We start from the raw sequence: 16,197 nt of genomic DNA, 5'->3' as shown, positions 1-16,197 counted from the left end.
AGCACTGAAATGATCCAAGAACAGACTATGCTGAACGTCGCCGACAACTCCGGTGCACGTCGCGTAATGTGTATCAAGGTTCTGGGTGGCTCGCACCGTCGCTACGCAGGCGTAGGCGACATCATCAAGATCACCATCAAAGAAGCAATTCCGCGTGGTAAGGTCAAAAAAGGTGATGTGCTGAAGGCGGTAGTGGTGCGCACCAGGAAGGGTGTTCGTCGCCCTGACGGTTCTGTCGTTCGCTTCGATGGTAATGCTTGTGTTCTTTTGAACAATAACAGCGAGCAACCTATCGGTACGCGTATTTTTGGGCCGGTAACTCGTGAACTTCGTTCTGAGAAGTTTATGAAAATCATCTCTCTGGCACCAGAAGTACTTTAAGGAGCGAATCATGGCAGCGAAGATCCGTCGTGATGACGAAGTTATCGTTCTTACCGGTAAAGATAAAGGTAAGCGCGGTAAAGTTAAGAATGTCTTGTCTTCCGGCAAGCTCATTGTTGAAGGTATCAACCTGGTTAAAAAACATCAGAAGCCTGTACCGGCTCTGAACCAACCGGGTGGCATCGTTGAAAAAGAAGCTGCTATTCAGGTTTCTAACGTTGCAATCTTCAATACGGCAACCGGCAAGGCTGACCGTGTAGGCTTTAGATTCGAAGACGGCAAAAAAGTCCGTTTCTTCAAGTCTAACAGCGAAACTATCAAGTAATTTGGAGTAGTACGATGGCGAAACTGCATGATTACTACAAAGACGAAGTAGTTAAGAAACTCATGACTGAGTTTAGCTACAATTCTGTCATGCAAGTCCCTCGGGTCGAGAAGATCACCCTGAACATGGGTGTTGGTGAAGCGATCGCTGACAAGAAACTGCTGGATAACGCAGCAGCTGATCTGACAGCAATCTCCGGTCAAAAACCGCTGATCACCAAAGCACGCAAATCTGTTGCAGGCTTCAAAATCCGTCAGGGCTATCCGATCGGCTGTAAAGTAACTCTGCGTGGCGAACGCATGTGGGAGTTCTTTGAGCGCCTGATCACTATTGCTGTACCGCGTATCCGTGACTTCCGTGGCTTGTCCGCTAAGTCTTTCGACGGTCGTGGTAACTACAGCATGGGTGTCCGTGAGCAGATCATCTTCCCAGAAATCGACTACGATAAAGTCGACCGCGTGCGTGGTTTGGATATTACCATTACCACTACTGCGAAATCTGACGAAGAAGGCCGTGCTCTGCTGGCTGCCTTTGACTTCCCGTTCCGCAAGTAAGGTAGGGTTACTGAATGGCTAAGCAATCAATGAAAGCACGCGAAGTAAAGCGCGTAGCTTTAGCTGATAAATTCTTCGCTAAACGCGCTGAACTGAAAGCGATCATCTCTGATGTGAACGCTTCCGACGAAGATCGTTGGAACGCAGTTCTCAAGCTGCAAACTCTGCCGCGTGATTCCAGCCCGTCTCGTCAGCGTAACCGCTGCCGTCAAACAGGTCGTCCACATGGTTATGTGGGCAAGTTCGGGTTGAGCCGTATTAAGCTGCGTGAAGCCGCCATGCGCGGTGAAGTACCAGGCTTGAAAAAGGCTAGCTGGTAATTACCAATTGAATCACGGGAGTAAAGACAGATGAGCATGCAAGATCCGATCGCGGATATGCTGACCCGTATCCGTAACGGTCAGGCCGCGAACAAAGCTGCGGTCACTATGCCTTCCTCCAAGCTGAAATTGGCTATTGCCAACGTGCTGAAGGATGAAGGTTTTATCGAAGATTTTAAAGTTGAAGGCGACACCAAGCCTGAACTGGAAGTGACACTTAAGTACTTCCAGGGCAAAGCTGTTGTAGAAAGCATTCAGCGTGTCAGCCGCCCAGGCCTGCGCATCTATAAGAAAAAAGATGAGCTGCCTAAAGTTATGGCTGGTCTGGGTATCGCGGTTGTTTCTACCTCTAAAGGTGTTATGACTGATCGTGCAGCGCGCCAGGCTGGTCTTGGTGGCGAAATTATCTGCTACGTAGCCTAATCGGAGGAAAAAATGTCTCGTGTTGCTAAAGCACCGGTCGTTGTTCCTGCCGGCGTTGATGTAAAACTCAACGGTCAGGTTATTACGATCAAAGGTAAAAACGGCGAGCTGACTCGTACTCTCAACGATGCTGTTGAAGTTAAACATGCAGATAATGCTCTGACCTTCGGTCCGCGTGATGGTTACGTGGATGGATGGGCTCAGGCTGGTACCGCGCGTGCCCTGCTGAACTCAATGGTTATCGGTGTTACCGAAGGCTTCACTAAGAAGCTGCAGCTGGTTGGTGTAGGTTATCGTGCGGCGATCAAAGGGAATGCAGTAGGCCTGTCTCTGGGCTTCTCTCACCCTGTTGAGCATCAGCTGCCAGCCGGTATCACTGCAGAATGCCCGACTCAGACTGAAATCGTGCTGAAAGGCGCTGATAAACAGCTGATCGGTCAGGTTGCAGCAGATCTGCGCGCCTACCGTCGTCCTGAGCCTTATAAAGGCAAGGGTGTTCGTTACGCCGACGAAGTCGTGCGTACCAAAGAGGCTAAGAAGAAGTAAGGTAACACTATGGATAAGAAATCTGCTCGTATCCGTCGTGCGACCCGCGCACGCCGCAAGCTCCAGGAGCTGGGTGCAACTCGCCTGGTGGTACATCGTACCCCGCGTCATATTTACGCACAGGTAATTGCACCGAACGGTTCTGAAGTTCTGGTAGCTGCTTCTACTGTAGAAAAAGCTATCGCTGAACAATTGAAGTACACCGGTAACAAGGACGCCGCAGCAGCTGTCGGTAAAGCTGTTGCTGAACGCGCTCTGGAAAAAGGCATCAAAGATGTGTCCTTTGACCGTTCCGGGTTCCAATATCATGGTCGTGTCCAGGCACTGGCAGATGCTGCCCGTGAAGCTGGCCTTCAGTTCTAAGGTAGAGGTGTAAGATGGCTCACATCGAAAAACAGGCTGGCGAACTGCAGGAAAAGCTGATCGCGGTTAACCGCGTATCTAAAACCGTAAAAGGTGGTCGTATTTTCTCCTTCACAGCTCTGACTGTAGTTGGCGATGGTAACGGTCGCGTTGGTTTTGGTTACGGTAAAGCGCGTGAAGTTCCAGCAGCGATCCAGAAAGCGATGGAAAAAGCCCGTCGCAATATGATTAACGTCGCGCTGAACCACGGCACCCTGCAACACCCGGTTAAAGGTGTTCACACGGGTTCTCGTGTATTCATGCAGCCGGCTTCCGAAGGTACCGGTATTATTGCCGGTGGTGCAATGCGCGCCGTCCTGGAAGTCGCTGGGGTTCATAACGTTCTGGCTAAAGCATATGGTTCCACCAACCCGATTAACGTGGTTCGTGCAACTATTGATGGCCTGGAAAATATGAATTCTCCAGAAATGGTCGCTGCCAAGCGTGGTAAATCCGTTGAAGAAATTCTGGGGAAATAAACCATGGCAAAGACTATTAAAATTACTCAAACCCGCAGTGCAATCGGTCGTCTGCCTAAACACAAGGCAACGCTGCTTGGCCTGGGTCTGCGTCGTATTGGTCACACCGTAGAGCGTGAGGATACTCCCGCTGTTCGTGGTATGGTCAACGCGGTTTCCTACATGGTTAAAGTTGAGGAGTAAGAGATGCGTTTAAATACTCTGTCTCCGGCCGAAGGCTCTAAAAAAGCGGGCAAACGCCTGGGTCGTGGTATCGGTTCCGGTCTCGGTAAAACCGGTGGTCGTGGTCACAAAGGTCAGAACTCTCGTTCTGGCGGTGGCGTACGTCGCGGTTTCGAGGGTGGTCAGATGCCTCTGTACCGTCGTCTGCCGAAATTCGGTTTTACTTCGCGCAAAGCAATGATCACAGCTGAAGTTCGTCTGTCTGATCTGGCTCGCGTAGAAGGCGGCGTAGTTGACCTGAACACGCTGAAAGCAGCAAACATTATCGGTATTCAGATTGAGTTCGCGAAAGTGATTCTGTCTGGTGAAGTTTCTACTCCGGTAACTGTTCGTGGCCTGCGTGTGACTAAAGGCGCTCGTGCTGCTATCGAAGCTGCTGGCGGTAAAATCGAGGAATAAGTAGCAGATGGCTAAACAACCGGGATTAGATTTTCAAAGTGCCAAAGGTGGCTTAGGCGAGCTGAAACGCAGACTGTTGTTTGTAATCGGTGCGCTTATTGTGTTCCGTATTGGCTCTTTTATTCCGATCCCTGGTATTGATGCCGCTGTACTTGCCAAACTGCTTGAGCAACAGCGAGGCACCATCATTGAAATGTTTAACATGTTCTCTGGTGGTGCACTCAGCCGTGCTTCTATCTTTGCACTGGGTATCATGCCGTATATTTCGGCATCGATTATTATCCAGCTGCTGACCGTCGTTCATCCGGCGTTGGCAGAGTTAAAGAAAGAAGGGGAGTCCGGACGTCGTAAGATTAGTCAGTACACCCGCTACGGTACTCTGGTGCTGGCGATATTCCAGTCAATCGGTATTGCTACCGGTTTACCGAATATGCCTGGTATGCAAGGTCTGGTTATGAACCCAGGCTTTGCATTCTATTTCACCGCTGTTGTTAGTCTGGTTACAGGAACCATGTTCCTGATGTGGCTCGGCGAACAGATCACTGAACGTGGTATCGGTAACGGTATCTCGATTATTATCTTCGCTGGTATTGTTGCGGGACTCCCGCCAGCCATTGCCCACACTATCGAGCAAGCGCGTCAAGGCGACCTGCACTTCCTCCTGTTGCTGTTGGTTGCAGTATTAGTATTTGCAGTGACGTTCTTTGTTGTCTTTGTTGAACGTGGTCAACGCCGCATTGTGGTGAACTACGCCAAACGTCAGCAAGGTCGTCGTGTCTATGCTGCACAGAGCACACATTTACCGCTGAAAGTGAATATGGCGGGGGTTATCCCGGCTATTTTTGCTTCCAGTATTATTCTGTTCCCTGCGACCATCGCGTCATGGTTCGGGGGCGGTACCGGTTGGAACTGGCTGACAACAATTTCGCTGTATTTGCAGCCTGGACAACCGCTTTATGTGTTACTCTATGCGTCTGCAATCATATTCTTCTGTTTCTTCTACACGGCGTTGGTTTTCAACCCGCGTGAAACAGCAGATAACCTGAAGAAGTCCGGTGCATTTGTACCAGGAATTCGTCCGGGAGAGCAAACGGCGAAGTATATCGATAAGGTAATGACTCGTCTGACATTGGTCGGTGCGCTTTATATTACTTTTATCTGCCTGATCCCGGAGTTCATGCGTGATGCAATGAAAGTACCGTTCTACTTCGGTGGGACTTCCCTGCTTATCGTTGTAGTCGTGATTATGGACTTTATGGCTCAAGTGCAAACTCTAATGATGTCTAGTCAGTACGAGTCTGCATTGAAGAAGGCGAACCTGAAAGGCTACGGCCGTTAATGGTCGCCTGAGAAGTTACGGAGAGTAAAAATGAAAGTTCGTGCTTCCGTCAAGAAATTATGCCGTAACTGCAAAATCGTTAAGCGTGATGGTGTCATCCGTGTGATTTGCAGTGCCGAGCCGAAGCATAAACAGCGCCAAGGCTGATTATTTCGCATATTTTTCTTGCAAAGTTGGGTTGAGCTGGCTAGATTAGCCAGCCAATCTTTTGTATGTCTGTACGTATCCATTTGAGTATCCTGAAAACGGGCTTTTCAGCATGGTGCGTGCAAGTGAAATTATAGGAGTGCATAGTGGCCCGTATAGCAGGCATTAACATTCCTGATCAGAAACATGCTGTGATCGCATTAACTTCGATCTATGGCGTCGGCAAGACCCGTTCTAAAGCCATCCTGGCTTCTGCGGGTATCGCTGAGAATGTTAAGATCAGTGAGCTGTCTGAAGAACAAATCGACACGCTGCGTGACGAAGTTGCCAAATTTGTCGTTGAAGGTGATCTGCGCCGTGAAATCAGCATGAGCATCAAGCGCCTGATGGATCTTGGTTGCTATCGCGGTTTGCGTCATCGTCGTGGTCTCCCGGTTCGCGGTCAGCGTACCAAGACCAACGCACGTACCCGTAAGGGTCCGCGCAAACCGATCAAGAAATAATCGGGGTGATTGAATAATGGCAAAGGCACCAATTCGTGCACGTAAACGTGTAAGAAAACAAGTCTCTGATGGCGTGGCTCATATCCATGCTTCTTTTAACAACACCATCGTTACCATTACCGATCGTCAGGGTAACGCGCTGGGTTGGGCAACAGCCGGTGGTTCCGGTTTCCGTGGTTCGCGTAAATCTACTCCGTTCGCAGCTCAGGTTGCAGCAGAGCGTTGCGCTGACGCCGTGAAAGAATACGGCATCAAGAACTTGGAAGTTATGGTTAAAGGTCCGGGTCCGGGTCGTGAATCTACTGTTCGCGCACTGAACGCCGCTGGTTTCCGCATCACTAATATTACTGATGTGACTCCGATCCCTCATAACGGTTGTCGTCCGCCGAAGAAACGTCGCGTATAACGCTTCGTTTTCCAGGTTTGTTGGAGAAAGAAAATGGCAAGATATTTGGGTCCTAAGCTCAAGCTGAGCCGTCGTGAGGGCACCGACTTATTCCTTAAGTCTGGCGTTCGCGCGATCGATACCAAGTGTAAAATTGAACAAGCTCCTGGCCAGCACGGTGCGCGTAAACCGCGTCTGTCTGACTATGGTGTGCAGTTGCGTGAAAAGCAAAAAGTTCGCCGTATCTACGGTGTGCTGGAGCGTCAGTTCCGTAACTACTACAAAGAAGCAGCACGTCTGAAAGGCAACACCGGTGAAAACCTGTTGGCTCTGCTGGAAGGTCGTCTGGACAACGTTGTATACCGTATGGGCTTCGGCGCAACTCGTGCTGAATCACGTCAGCTGGTTAGCCACAAAGCGATTATGGTAAACGGTCGTGTTGTTAACATCGCTTCTTATCAGGTTAGTCCGAATGACGTTGTTAGCATTCGTGAGAAAGCGAAAAAGCAGTCTCGCGTGAAAGCCGCTCTGGAGCTGGCTGAGCAGCGTGAAAAGCCAACCTGGCTGGAAGTTGATGCTGGCAAGATGGAAGGCACGTTCAAGCGTAAGCCAGAGCGTTCTGATCTGTCTGCGGACATTAACGAACACCTGATCGTCGAGCTTTACTCCAAGTAAAGCTTAGTACCAAAGAGAGGACACAATGCAGGGTTCTGTGACAGAGTTTCTAAAACCGCGCCTGGTAGATATCGAGCAAGTGAGTTCGACGCACGCCAAGGTGACCCTTGAGCCTTTAGAGCGTGGCTTTGGCCATACTTTAGGTAACGCACTGCGCCGTATTCTGCTCTCATCGATGCCGGGTTGCGCGGTGACCGAGGTTGAGATTGATGGTGTACTGCACGAGTACAGCACCAAAGAAGGCGTTCAGGAAGATATCCTGGAAATCCTGCTCAACCTGAAAGGGCTGGCGGTGAGAGTTCAGGGTAAAGATGATGTTATTCTTACTCTGAATAAATCTGGCATTGGCCCTGTGACTGCAGCCGATATCACCCACGACGGTGATGTCGAAATCGTCAAGCCGCAGCACGTGATCTGCCACCTGACCGATGAGAACGCATCTATTAGCATGCGTATCAAAGTTCAGCGCGGTCGTGGTTATGTGCCGGCTTCTGCCCGAATTCATTCGGAAGAAGATGAGCGCCCAATCGGCCGTCTGCTGGTCGACGCATGCTACAGCCCTGTAGAGCGTATTGCCTACAATGTTGAAGCAGCGCGTGTAGAACAGCGTACCGACCTGGACAAGCTGGTCATCGAAATGGAAACCAATGGCACAATCGATCCTGAAGAGGCGATTCGTCGTGCGGCAACCATCCTGGCAGAACAACTGGAAGCTTTCGTTGACTTACGTGATGTACGTCAGCCGGAAGTGAAAGAAGAGAAACCAGAATTCGATCCGATCCTGCTGCGCCCTGTTGACGATCTGGAATTGACTGTCCGCTCTGCTAACTGCCTCAAGGCAGAAGCTATCCACTATATCGGTGATCTGGTACAGCGTACCGAGGTTGAGTTGCTGAAAACGCCGAACCTGGGTAAAAAATCTCTTACTGAGATTAAAGACGTGCTGGCCTCCCGTGGACTGTCTCTGGGCATGCGCCTGGAAAACTGGCCACCGGCAAGCATTGCTGACGAGTAACCGGATCACAGGTTAAGGTTTTACTGAGAAGGATAAGGTCATGCGCCATCGTAAGAGTGGTCGTCAACTGAACCGCAACAGCAGCCATCGCCAGGCTATGTTCCGCAACATGGCAGGTTCACTGGTTCGTCATGAAATCATCAAGACGACCCTGCCTAAAGCGAAAGAGCTGCGTCGCGTAGTTGAGCCGCTGATTACTCTTGCCAAGACTGACAGCGTTGCTAATCGTCGTCTGGCATTCGCCCGTACTCGTGATAACGAGATCGTGGCAAAACTGTTTAACGAACTGGGCCCGCGTTTCGCGAGCCGTGCCGGTGGTTACACTCGTATTCTGAAGTGTGGCTTCCGTGCAGGTGACAACGCGCCGATGGCATACATCGAGCTGGTTGATCGCTCTGAGTCGAAAGCAGAAGCAGCTGCAGAGTAATCTGTAGTGAAGTAAAAAAACCCGCTCCGGCGGGTTTTTTTATAGGCTTATAAACGTCATTTTTCTACAATACCTGTATCTTTTATGTTCTTTCCGGGAGGAGGCCATGTGGTTAATAGACCAGTGGGCTGAACGCCATATTCGGGATGCACAAGTGAAAGGTGAGTTAGATGATCTTCCTGGTAGTGGCAAGCCACTAATCCTTGAGGATAATTCGCAGGTTCCACCAGAATTACGCGCTGGCTTTACGCTTTTGAAGAATTCGGGGTTTTTGCCTCCTGAACTTGAATACCGTAAAGAAGCGCTTAAGCTTAACGATCTCTTGCAGCAACTCCCTACCGGGCACCCGGACTATGCTCCATTAAGGCGCCGACTTTCGCTACTCGAACTCAAACTTCGTCAGGCGGGATTAAATGTCGATTTTTTGCATACCGACTACGCTGCAAAGATCCTGCAGAAAATAGAGGAGCAAAAATGATGTTTCGCATCGGAGAACTGGCCAGACTGGCAAATGTAACCCCTGATACCATACGTTATTACGAAAAGCAGCAGATGATGGAACACGAAATCCGGACCGAAGGCGGCTTTCGTCTCTACTCTGATACTGATTTACAACGGCTAAAATTTATCCGTCATGCAAGACAGTTGGGTTTTACCCTGGAATCTATTCGTGAACTGCTTTCGATTAGGATCGATCCAGAACACCATACCTGTCAGGAATCAAAAAGTATTGTTCAGGAGCGGCTTCGTGAAGTTGAAGCTCGCATTGAGGAGTTGCAGCTTATACGTCAGTCCTTACAGAAGCTGAATGATACCTGCTGCGGCAGTGCACACAGTAGCGTTTACTGTTCAATTCTTGAAACACTTGAGCAAGGTTCGACAGGTCGGGAGGTCAGTTGATTTTAGTACTGGCCCGGACTACACTTGCGTCGTTTTTTAACCAACCCTGGAGTTGTTATGAGCCGTTATCAGCATACTAAAGGTCAAATCAAGGACAATGCCATAGAAGCATTACTGCATGATCCCCTTTTCAGACAACGTGTTGAAAAGAATAAGAAAGGAAAGGGAAGCTATCTACGTAAAGGAAAACATGCAAATCGTGGTAACTGGGAGGCCAGTGGCAAACAAGCAGAACGCTTTTTTACCACTGGCCTTCTGCCTGTGTACGGTCTGAATTAAGGACGGCTGTTTTGCGCTTTCAGTAAATCACGAATTTCCGTTAACAATACCGCTTCTTTGCTGGGCGCTGGCGGTGCTTTAGGTTCTTCAGCCTGTTTACGCTTGAGCTTATTAATGACTTTGATTGCCATGAAGATTGCGAAGGCAACAATGATGAAGTCAAAAACGTTCTGGATGAACACACCGTAATGCATTACCACAGCAGGTACATCTCCCTGAGCAGGGCGAAGGGTCAAAGCAAATTGTTTAAAGTCGATTCCACCAATTAAAAGACCAAGCGGCGGCATAATAATATCAGCGACAAGGGATGATACAATTTTGCCGAATGCCGCACCGATAATGACACCCACTGCTAAATCTACAACGTTTCCGCGCATCGCAAATTCACGGAAGTCTTTCAATAAGCTCATGCTTTTCCCCTTATGCTATCTGGTAACGTAAGTCTAACAAATGTCCTAACAATTGCCATTCGCATCACTAATTCGTCTTTATTTTAAGAAAACATACAGAGCGTACGGAAAGGGCGCCAGTAACGGCGCCTTGCAAATTATAAAAAGAAGGGGCTTGGCTGGAAGAGGCGCTCAACATCGGTAATATATTTTTTATCCGTAAGAAACATGATCACATGGTCACCTTGCTCTATGCGCAGGTTATCATTCGCAATCATGACATCATTACCACGAACGACGGCGCCTATTATGGTTCCCGGGGGGAGTTTAATCTCGTCGATCACACGGCCAACAACACGGGAGGTACTCTCATCGCCATGAGCGACCGCTTCAATAGCTTCCGCTACGCCGCGCCGGAGGGAAGAGACACCAACAATATCGGCTTTTCGCACATGGCTCAGAAGCGCTGAGATGGTTGCCTGCTGGGGGGAGATGGCGATATCAATGACGCTCCCCTGTACTAAATCGACATAGGCCTTACGCTGGATCAGAACCATAACTTTCTTTGCGCCCATGCGCTTGGCTAGCATGGCGGACATAATATTAGCTTCATCATCATTGGTGACAGCAATGAACAGATCCATCTGATCAATATGTTCTTCTGCTAACAATTCCTGATCCGAAGCATCACCATAAAAGACGATTGTATTCTGCAGCTTCTCCGCCAGCTCTGCAGCCCGCTGTTGGTCGCGTTCGATCAGCTTAACGCTGTATTCCTTCTCAAGGCGCCTCGCGAGCCCGGCACCAATATTCCCGCCCCCGACCAGCATGATGCGTTTGTAAGGTTTTTCGAGTCGTTGCAACTCACTCATGACTGCCCGGATATGCTGTGATGCAGCAATAAAGAACACTTCATCACCGGCTTCAACAATGGTTGAGCCCTGAGGGCGAATTGGACGATCGTGGCGGAAAATAGCGGCAACGCGTGTATCAATATGCGGCATATGCTCACGCATCGTTGATAAGGCATTACCTACCAGCGGGCCACCATAATAAGCCTTCACGACCGCAAGGCTGACTTTCCCTTCGGCGAAGTTAACAACCTGCAATGCTCCCGGGTACTCAATGAGCCGATAAAGGCTATCGATAACAAGCTGTTCTGGCGCGATGAGGTGGTCAATGGGGACCGCTTCTGAATGAAACAGTTTATCTGCATCACGAACATAGTCCGGCGAGCGAATGCGCGCGATGCGGTTGGGAGTATTGAAGAGAGAATAAGCGACCTGACAAGCTACCATATTGGTTTCATCGGAACTGGTAACGGCGACGAGCATATCTGCATCATCTGCCCCGGCCTCGCGTAATACCCTGGGGTGAGAACCATGCCCCTGAACAACGCGCAAATCAAATTTATCCTGGAGGATACGCAGACGATCCCCATTAGTATCGACAACGGTAATATCGTTATTCTCGCCAACGAGGTTTTCTGCCAGGGTGCCGCCAACCTGTCCGGCACCCAAGATTATTATTTTCATCTGCTGTAATCCGCTCTTACCATTACTGTTTTAAAAGCTTAGCGTAAAAGAAACCATCACCCTCTTCCGCCGCGGGGAGATGTTGCAGACCTGGCTTATCTGGTGTGCCGGTCGTAACTAATTCTGCATCCGGGGTACGTTTCAAAAATTCCCTTATTTGCAACGTATTCTCTTCCGGCAAAATAGAGCACGTGGCATAAACCAGCGTGCCGCCAGATTTCAGATGGGGCCAGATAGCATCAAGTATTTCCGATTGCAGTTGAGCAAGCTGCTGAATGTCCCGATCACGACGCAGCCATTTTATGTCCGGATGGCGGCGAATGACTCCCGTCGCAGAGCACGGCGCATCCAACAGAATACGGTCGAATTTTTCCTCTCCGCACCAGAGTTCCGGGAGGCGGCCGTCACCTTGTTTAACTTCTGCTTTCATCCCCAATCTTTTCAGATTGTCATAAACCCGGGACAAGCGCTGCTCGTCGATATCCACGGCAAGAACGCGGGCCTGAGGTGCAGCTTCCAGAATATGCGTCGTTTTCCCACCTGGCGCCGCACACAAATCAAGTATGCGCTCACCATCCTGAGGGGCAAGAAAAGTGACGCTTCGCTGAGCTGCTGCATCCTGTACGGTTACCCAGCCTTGATCGAAACCGGGAAGGAGGTGCACCGGAGCTGGCGAACCTAATCTGACGGCATCTGGATAGGTATCGTTTGTGGCCCCCTGCATGCCCTCTGCTTCAAGCAATTCCAGCCATGCATCACGGGTGTGATGCGTACGGTTTACCCGAAGCCACATAGGTGGGCGCTGGTTGTTAGCTTCAACAATATTTTGCCATTCCTGAGGGTAAGCGCGCTTGATTCGTTGCAGAAGCCACTCCGGGTGGAGGTACCGGTTCTGTGTTTTATCAAACTCAGCCATCAGGGCTTCCTGCTGGCGCTGAAACTGTCGCAATACACCGTTTATCAGTCCCTTAAGCTGGGGACGCTTAATTGCCACTGCACCTTCAACCGTTTCAGCTAATGCTGCATGAGGCGGTATACGCGTATGCAATAACTGATACAGCCCTACCATGATCAGATAATGTACCGAACGCTGTTTTCCCGCCATCGGGCGGGCCATCAATTTATTGATTAGCCAGTCTAACTGAGAAAGGGTACGCAATACGCCAAAGCAGAGCTCCTGCAGTAATGCTTTGTCTTTATCGGATACCTTTTGCTGGAATACAGGTAAGACGCTACTTAGCGACTGACCTTTTTCGATGACTTGCTCTATTGCCTGCGCTGCAAGGCTGCGTAAATTAAGATTTTTTTTCATAACCGCAAAATAAAAATGCCCGGTTTACCGGGCTGAGAAAAGGGGAATCAACTGAGGCGTTTTCCTGGCGTGAACCACTCGCGGCGGGAATTGAGTAAATCCCATGCAGTCATCGCTTTTTTTCCTGCCGGTTGAAGGGATTCAAGATTTAAAATTCCATCAGCAGTGGCGACCTGAATACCAAGTTTATTGGCATCAATTATCGTCCCGGGCTCTGCCGCTGAAGGGGCGCTGATAACTGATGCTTTCCAGACTTTAACGGGCTGGTCATCAACAATGAAATAACTCACAGGCCAGGGGTTAAAGGCGCGGATGCAACGTTCAAGCTGAACGGCAGGAATATTCCAGTCCATTAACGCTTCTTCTTTATTTAGCTTTTCAGCATAGGTGACTAACGCATCATCCTGCACTTCAGGCAATGACGAGCCCGAAGCAATTTGCTTCAGTGTTTCAAGCAGACCTTGTGGGCCAAGTTGCGCAAGCTTGTCATACAGTGAGGCACTGGTATCGTCGTCCGAAATGGGGCAGGAGAGCTTGTAAAGCATGTCGCCCGTATCTAGACCGACATCCATCTGCATGATGGTTACGCCAGTTTCTTTATCGCCAGCCCAAAGAGAGCGCTGGATAGGTGCGGCACCACGCCAACGAGGAAGAAGCGAGCCGTGGACATTGAGGCACCCCAGGCGCGGCATATCCAGTACTGCTTTTGGCAAAATTAAACCATAGGCAACCACGACCATCACATCAGCATCTAAGTCGGCGATGAGCTGCTGGTTTTCTGGCGGACGAAGAGATGCGGGCTGATACACCGGGATCTCTTTTTCTTGCGCGAGGACCTTTACCGGGCTCGGCATGAGCTTTTTGCCTCGGCCAGCAGGTCGGTCTGGTTGAGTAAAGACCCCGACGACCTGATGCTGAGAAGATAACAGCGCGTCTAAATGACGCGCTGCAAAATCAGGAGTACCTGCAAAAATAATCCGTAGAGAATCTGACACGGTCGTGTTTGTCCTTACGCTCTGGCTTTCAAACGATCCAGTTTTTCAACTTTCTGACGAATGCGCTGCTGCTTGAGTGGTGAGAGATAATCAATAAATAATTTACCGACCAAATGATCCATTTCATGTTGAATACAGATAGCCAGCAGATCATCAGCTTCAAGTTCAAACGGTTCCCCGTTGCGATCAAGCGCGCGGATTTTTACTTTCTCAGCGCGTGGAACCAACGCACGCTGTTCAGGAATTGACAGACAGCCTTCTTCGATGCCCGTCTCACCGCTTTTCTCCAGAAGTTCCGGGTTAATCAACGTCAATTGCTGATCGCGGTTTTCTGAAACATCAATAACGATAATGCGCTGGTGAATATCTACCTGCGTGGCAGCCAGACCAATACCTTCTTCGGCATACATCGTTTCAAACATATCATCAACGATACGCTGAATTTCTTCATTCACTTCTTTTACCGGCGTTGCGACTTTGCGAAGACGCTCGTCGGGAATATGTAACACTTGCAAAACTGCCATAGATATCCAGAGTCGTGTTCAGGAGTTGGAAAGATTATTAGCCCTATTCTAGACAAATCCCCCTCCGATTGACAGCATCGGTGACCAATCGCAAGGATTGAGCGAGCCACTTATGGCAAGGGCGGGTAAGAGGATGACATCCACAGAAATATGGTTGCGTTTGATCTATGTAAACGATCTCTATGGAGATGAGATGGTACGGATTGCACAGCGTTTGGCTAAAGCCGCCAGCATCGATTTTAACGCATTAATTGATACTGGATTGCGTGCAAAGCAGGCGCGCCGCTTTCTGTCTATGACGCCGCGAGAAATAGAAGAGAGTTTGTGCTGGCTGGCAGAGCCCCGGCATCATCTTATTCTGGCCACGGATGCGTGTTATCCCGCTCAGCTACGAGCGATCGCTGATTATCCTGGCGCGATATTTATAAAAGGTGATCCGGCAGTTCTGGCGGCGCACCAGCTTGCCGTTGTAGGAAGTCGCACGCACTCATGGTACGGGGAGCGGTGGGGACGGTCATTGTGCGAAGCACTCGCACAGTGTGGTCTGGTGATCACCAGCGGACTGGCTCTTGGGATTGATAGTGTCGCGCATCGTGGCGCACTGGCGGTCGGAGGAAGAACCATCGCCGTGCTCGGAAACGGCCTTTTTACATTGCATCCAAAGCGACATGCGTCACTCGCTGAACAAATAATCAGTGAGGGTGGAGCGTTAGTATCAGAGTTCGCCTTGAATACCCCTCCTTTTCCAGGCAATTTCCCGCGAAGAAACCGCATCATTAGTGGCCTCAGCCGTGCAGTATTCGTGGTTGAAGCTGCGTTGCGAAGTGGCTCGTTAGTGACCACGCGGTGTGCCTTGGAACAGGGACGCGATGTATTCGCTCTGCCTGGGCCGAACGGTGCTCCAGGGAGTGAAGGTCCACACTGGCTTATCCAGCAAGGGGCTTACCTCGTCACCTCGCCAGAAGACATTCTGGAAAACTTCCCGGGCAGGTTGTCAGCACCGCAAATCCAAACCGAAAAGACAATTTATTCACCAAATCAAGAAGAGGTGGCATTGCCATTTCCTGAGCTCCTGGCTAACGTAGGAGATGAGGTAACACCTGTTGACGTCGTCGCTGAACGTGCCGGCCAACCTGTGCCAGTAACGGTTACTCAATTACTTGAGCTGGAGTTAGCAGGGTGGATCGCAGCTGTACCCGGCGGCTATGTCCGATTGAGGAGGGCAAGCCATGTTCGACGTACTAATGTATTTGTTTGAGACTTACATCCATAACGAAGCTGAAATGCGTGTAGATCAGGACAAACTGGAACGGGATCTGACTGACGCCGGCTTTGACCGTGAGGACATTTACAACGCGCTTCTCTGGCTGGAAAAGCTGGCTGATTATCAGGAAGGCCTTGCCGAACCGATGCAGTTAGCTTCCGATCCTTTGTCCGTACGCATTTATACGGCAGAAGAGTGTGACAGGCTGGATGCCAGTTGCCGGGGATTTTTATTATTCCTGGAGCAAATTCAGGTGCTGAACCTCGATACGCGAGAAATGGTTATTGAACGCGTGCTTGCGCTGGATACGGTCGAGTTCGATTTAGAAGACCTGAAATGGGTCATTCTTATGGTGCTCTTCAATATTCCTGGGTGTGAGAATGCCTACCAGCAAATGGAAGAATTACTCTTTGAAGTGAATGAAGGTATGCTGCATTAAACTTCGCAGCTTTCCGAG

General features: G+C 49.9%; 27 protein-coding genes. 22 read left to right on the top strand and 5 right to left on the bottom strand.

The window, feature by feature from the left end; translation table 11 throughout:
• Positions 1 to 9: 9 nt before the first annotated feature.
• The 20 genes from rplN (at position 10) to M1D91_RS21120 (ending at position 9,721) form a co-directional block, all read left to right on the top strand.
• A complete protein-coding gene (rplN, locus tag M1D91_RS21215) occupies positions 10 to 381 on the top strand; it encodes a 50S ribosomal protein L14 (RefSeq protein WP_035344535.1) in 372 nt (123 codons plus the stop codon).
• 10 nt (positions 382 to 391) lie between these two features.
• Entirely contained in the window at positions 392 to 706 is a 315-nt protein-coding gene (gene rplX / locus M1D91_RS21210; protein WP_139538945.1) for a 50S ribosomal protein L24, read from the top strand.
• 14 nt (positions 707 to 720) lie between these two features.
• Positions 721 to 1,260 carry a 50S ribosomal protein L5 gene (rplE, locus tag M1D91_RS21205; RefSeq protein ID WP_437434300.1) on the top strand — a complete coding sequence of 180 codons (540 nt, stop codon included), beginning with the start codon at positions 721 to 723 and terminating at the stop codon, positions 1,258 to 1,260.
• Positions 1,261 to 1,274: 14 nt separating this feature from the next.
• Positions 1,275 to 1,580 (top strand): 30S ribosomal protein S14, encoded by a 306-nt coding sequence (gene rpsN / locus M1D91_RS21200; RefSeq protein WP_013099026.1) that lies wholly within the window; start codon positions 1,275 to 1,277, stop codon positions 1,578 to 1,580.
• A 30-nt stretch (positions 1,581 to 1,610) separates the two neighbouring features.
• Positions 1,611 to 2,003 carry a 30S ribosomal protein S8 gene (gene rpsH / locus M1D91_RS21195; RefSeq protein WP_437434299.1) on the top strand — a complete coding sequence of 131 codons (393 nt, stop codon included), beginning with the start codon at positions 1,611 to 1,613 and terminating at the stop codon, positions 2,001 to 2,003.
• 12 nt (positions 2,004 to 2,015) lie between these two features.
• Positions 2,016 to 2,549, top strand: coding sequence for a 50S ribosomal protein L6 (gene rplF, locus M1D91_RS21190; protein ID WP_437434298.1), 534 nt, complete (start codon positions 2,016 to 2,018; stop codon positions 2,547 to 2,549).
• 9 nt (positions 2,550 to 2,558) lie between these two features.
• The gene (rplR, locus tag M1D91_RS21185; RefSeq protein WP_000358960.1) at positions 2,559 to 2,912 is read left to right on the top strand and encodes a 50S ribosomal protein L18; all 354 of its coding nucleotides are present in this window, start codon (positions 2,559 to 2,561) and stop codon (positions 2,910 to 2,912) included.
• 14 nt (positions 2,913 to 2,926) lie between these two features.
• Positions 2,927 to 3,430, top strand: coding sequence for a 30S ribosomal protein S5 (gene rpsE / locus M1D91_RS21180; RefSeq protein ID WP_004106339.1), 504 nt, complete (start codon positions 2,927 to 2,929; stop codon positions 3,428 to 3,430).
• A gap of 3 nt (positions 3,431 to 3,433) precedes the next feature.
• Positions 3,434 to 3,613, top strand: a complete 180-nt coding sequence (gene rpmD, locus M1D91_RS21175; protein WP_004846568.1) for a 50S ribosomal protein L30 — start codon at positions 3,434 to 3,436, stop codon at positions 3,611 to 3,613.
• Positions 3,614 to 3,616: 3 nt separating this feature from the next.
• Entirely contained in the window at positions 3,617 to 4,051 is a 435-nt protein-coding gene (rplO, locus tag M1D91_RS21170) for a 50S ribosomal protein L15 (protein WP_437434297.1), read from the top strand.
• 7 nt (positions 4,052 to 4,058) lie between these two features.
• Positions 4,059 to 5,390, top strand: coding sequence for a preprotein translocase subunit SecY (gene secY, locus M1D91_RS21165; protein WP_437434296.1), 1,332 nt, complete (start codon positions 4,059 to 4,061; stop codon positions 5,388 to 5,390).
• 30 nt (positions 5,391 to 5,420) lie between these two features.
• Positions 5,421 to 5,537 (top strand): 50S ribosomal protein L36, encoded by a 117-nt coding sequence (rpmJ, locus tag M1D91_RS21160; RefSeq protein WP_000868187.1) that lies wholly within the window; start codon positions 5,421 to 5,423, stop codon positions 5,535 to 5,537.
• 146 nt (positions 5,538 to 5,683) lie between these two features.
• Positions 5,684 to 6,040, top strand: a complete 357-nt coding sequence (gene rpsM, locus M1D91_RS21155) for a 30S ribosomal protein S13 (RefSeq protein ID WP_437434295.1) — start codon at positions 5,684 to 5,686, stop codon at positions 6,038 to 6,040.
• A 16-nt stretch (positions 6,041 to 6,056) separates the two neighbouring features.
• Positions 6,057 to 6,446: a 30S ribosomal protein S11 gene (gene rpsK, locus M1D91_RS21150; protein ID WP_260861814.1), complete on the top strand. Its 390-nt coding sequence runs from the start codon at positions 6,057 to 6,059 to the stop codon at positions 6,444 to 6,446.
• A 33-nt stretch (positions 6,447 to 6,479) separates the two neighbouring features.
• Entirely contained in the window at positions 6,480 to 7,100 is a 621-nt protein-coding gene (rpsD, locus tag M1D91_RS21145) for a 30S ribosomal protein S4 (RefSeq protein ID WP_437434294.1), read from the top strand.
• 25 nt (positions 7,101 to 7,125) lie between these two features.
• Positions 7,126 to 8,115 carry a DNA-directed RNA polymerase subunit alpha gene (locus tag M1D91_RS21140; RefSeq protein WP_034461761.1) on the top strand — a complete coding sequence of 330 codons (990 nt, stop codon included), beginning with the start codon at positions 7,126 to 7,128 and terminating at the stop codon, positions 8,113 to 8,115.
• Between the two features lie 40 nt (positions 8,116 to 8,155).
• Positions 8,156 to 8,542 carry a 50S ribosomal protein L17 gene (gene rplQ, locus M1D91_RS21135; protein WP_001216372.1) on the top strand — a complete coding sequence of 129 codons (387 nt, stop codon included), beginning with the start codon at positions 8,156 to 8,158 and terminating at the stop codon, positions 8,540 to 8,542.
• 106 nt (positions 8,543 to 8,648) lie between these two features.
• Positions 8,649 to 9,020 (top strand): DnaJ family domain-containing protein, encoded by a 372-nt coding sequence (locus M1D91_RS21130; RefSeq protein WP_437434293.1) that lies wholly within the window; start codon positions 8,649 to 8,651, stop codon positions 9,018 to 9,020.
• Positions 9,020 to 9,442 carry a Zn(2+)-responsive transcriptional regulator gene (gene zntR, locus M1D91_RS21125; RefSeq protein WP_437434303.1) on the top strand — a complete coding sequence of 141 codons (423 nt, stop codon included), beginning with the start codon at positions 9,020 to 9,022 and terminating at the stop codon, positions 9,440 to 9,442. Before M1D91_RS21130 ends, zntR begins: the two co-directional genes overlap by 1 nt.
• Positions 9,443 to 9,499: 57 nt before the next feature.
• Positions 9,500 to 9,721, top strand: a complete 222-nt coding sequence (locus tag M1D91_RS21120; protein ID WP_437434292.1) for an alternative ribosome-rescue factor A — start codon at positions 9,500 to 9,502, stop codon at positions 9,719 to 9,721.
• On the opposite strand, the gene mscL is transcribed toward M1D91_RS21120, so the two are convergent.
• From mscL to def, 5 genes are all read right to left on the bottom strand, one after another.
• Positions 9,718 to 10,131, bottom strand: a complete 414-nt coding sequence (gene mscL / locus M1D91_RS21115) for a large-conductance mechanosensitive channel protein MscL (RefSeq protein WP_437434291.1) — start codon at positions 10,129 to 10,131, stop codon at positions 9,718 to 9,720. The genes M1D91_RS21120 and mscL overlap by 4 nt on opposite strands.
• A gap of 137 nt (positions 10,132 to 10,268) precedes the next feature.
• A complete protein-coding gene (trkA, locus tag M1D91_RS21110) occupies positions 10,269 to 11,645 on the bottom strand; it encodes a Trk system potassium transporter TrkA (RefSeq protein ID WP_437434290.1) in 1,377 nt (458 codons plus the stop codon).
• A 22-nt stretch (positions 11,646 to 11,667) separates the two neighbouring features.
• Complete coding sequence (gene rsmB / locus M1D91_RS21105; protein WP_437434289.1) at positions 11,668 to 12,957, bottom strand: 16S rRNA (cytosine(967)-C(5))-methyltransferase RsmB; 1,290 nt, start codon at positions 12,955 to 12,957, stop codon at positions 11,668 to 11,670.
• Between the two features lie 47 nt (positions 12,958 to 13,004).
• A complete protein-coding gene (gene fmt / locus M1D91_RS21100; RefSeq protein WP_437434288.1) occupies positions 13,005 to 13,952 on the bottom strand; it encodes a methionyl-tRNA formyltransferase in 948 nt (315 codons plus the stop codon).
• 14 nt (positions 13,953 to 13,966) lie between these two features.
• A complete protein-coding gene (gene def / locus M1D91_RS21095; RefSeq protein ID WP_437434287.1) occupies positions 13,967 to 14,476 on the bottom strand; it encodes a peptide deformylase in 510 nt (169 codons plus the stop codon).
• Positions 14,477 to 14,609: 133 nt separating this feature from the next.
• Here def and dprA point away from each other — a divergent pair, with 133 nt between their 5' ends.
• On the top strand, positions 14,610 to 15,734 hold the full coding sequence (gene dprA, locus M1D91_RS21090) for a DNA-protecting protein DprA (protein WP_437434286.1): 1,125 nt from the start codon (positions 14,610 to 14,612) through the stop codon (positions 15,732 to 15,734).
• Positions 15,706 to 16,179: a DUF494 family protein Smg gene (gene smg, locus M1D91_RS21085; protein WP_437434285.1), complete on the top strand. Its 474-nt coding sequence runs from the start codon at positions 15,706 to 15,708 to the stop codon at positions 16,177 to 16,179. The genes dprA and smg overlap by 29 nt, the downstream gene beginning before the upstream one ends.
• Positions 16,180 to 16,197 lie beyond the last annotated feature (18 nt).

This window comes from Enterobacter sp. SA197 (assembly GCF_054131575.1).
This window is presented reverse-complemented; position numbering and strand designations above follow the sequence as displayed.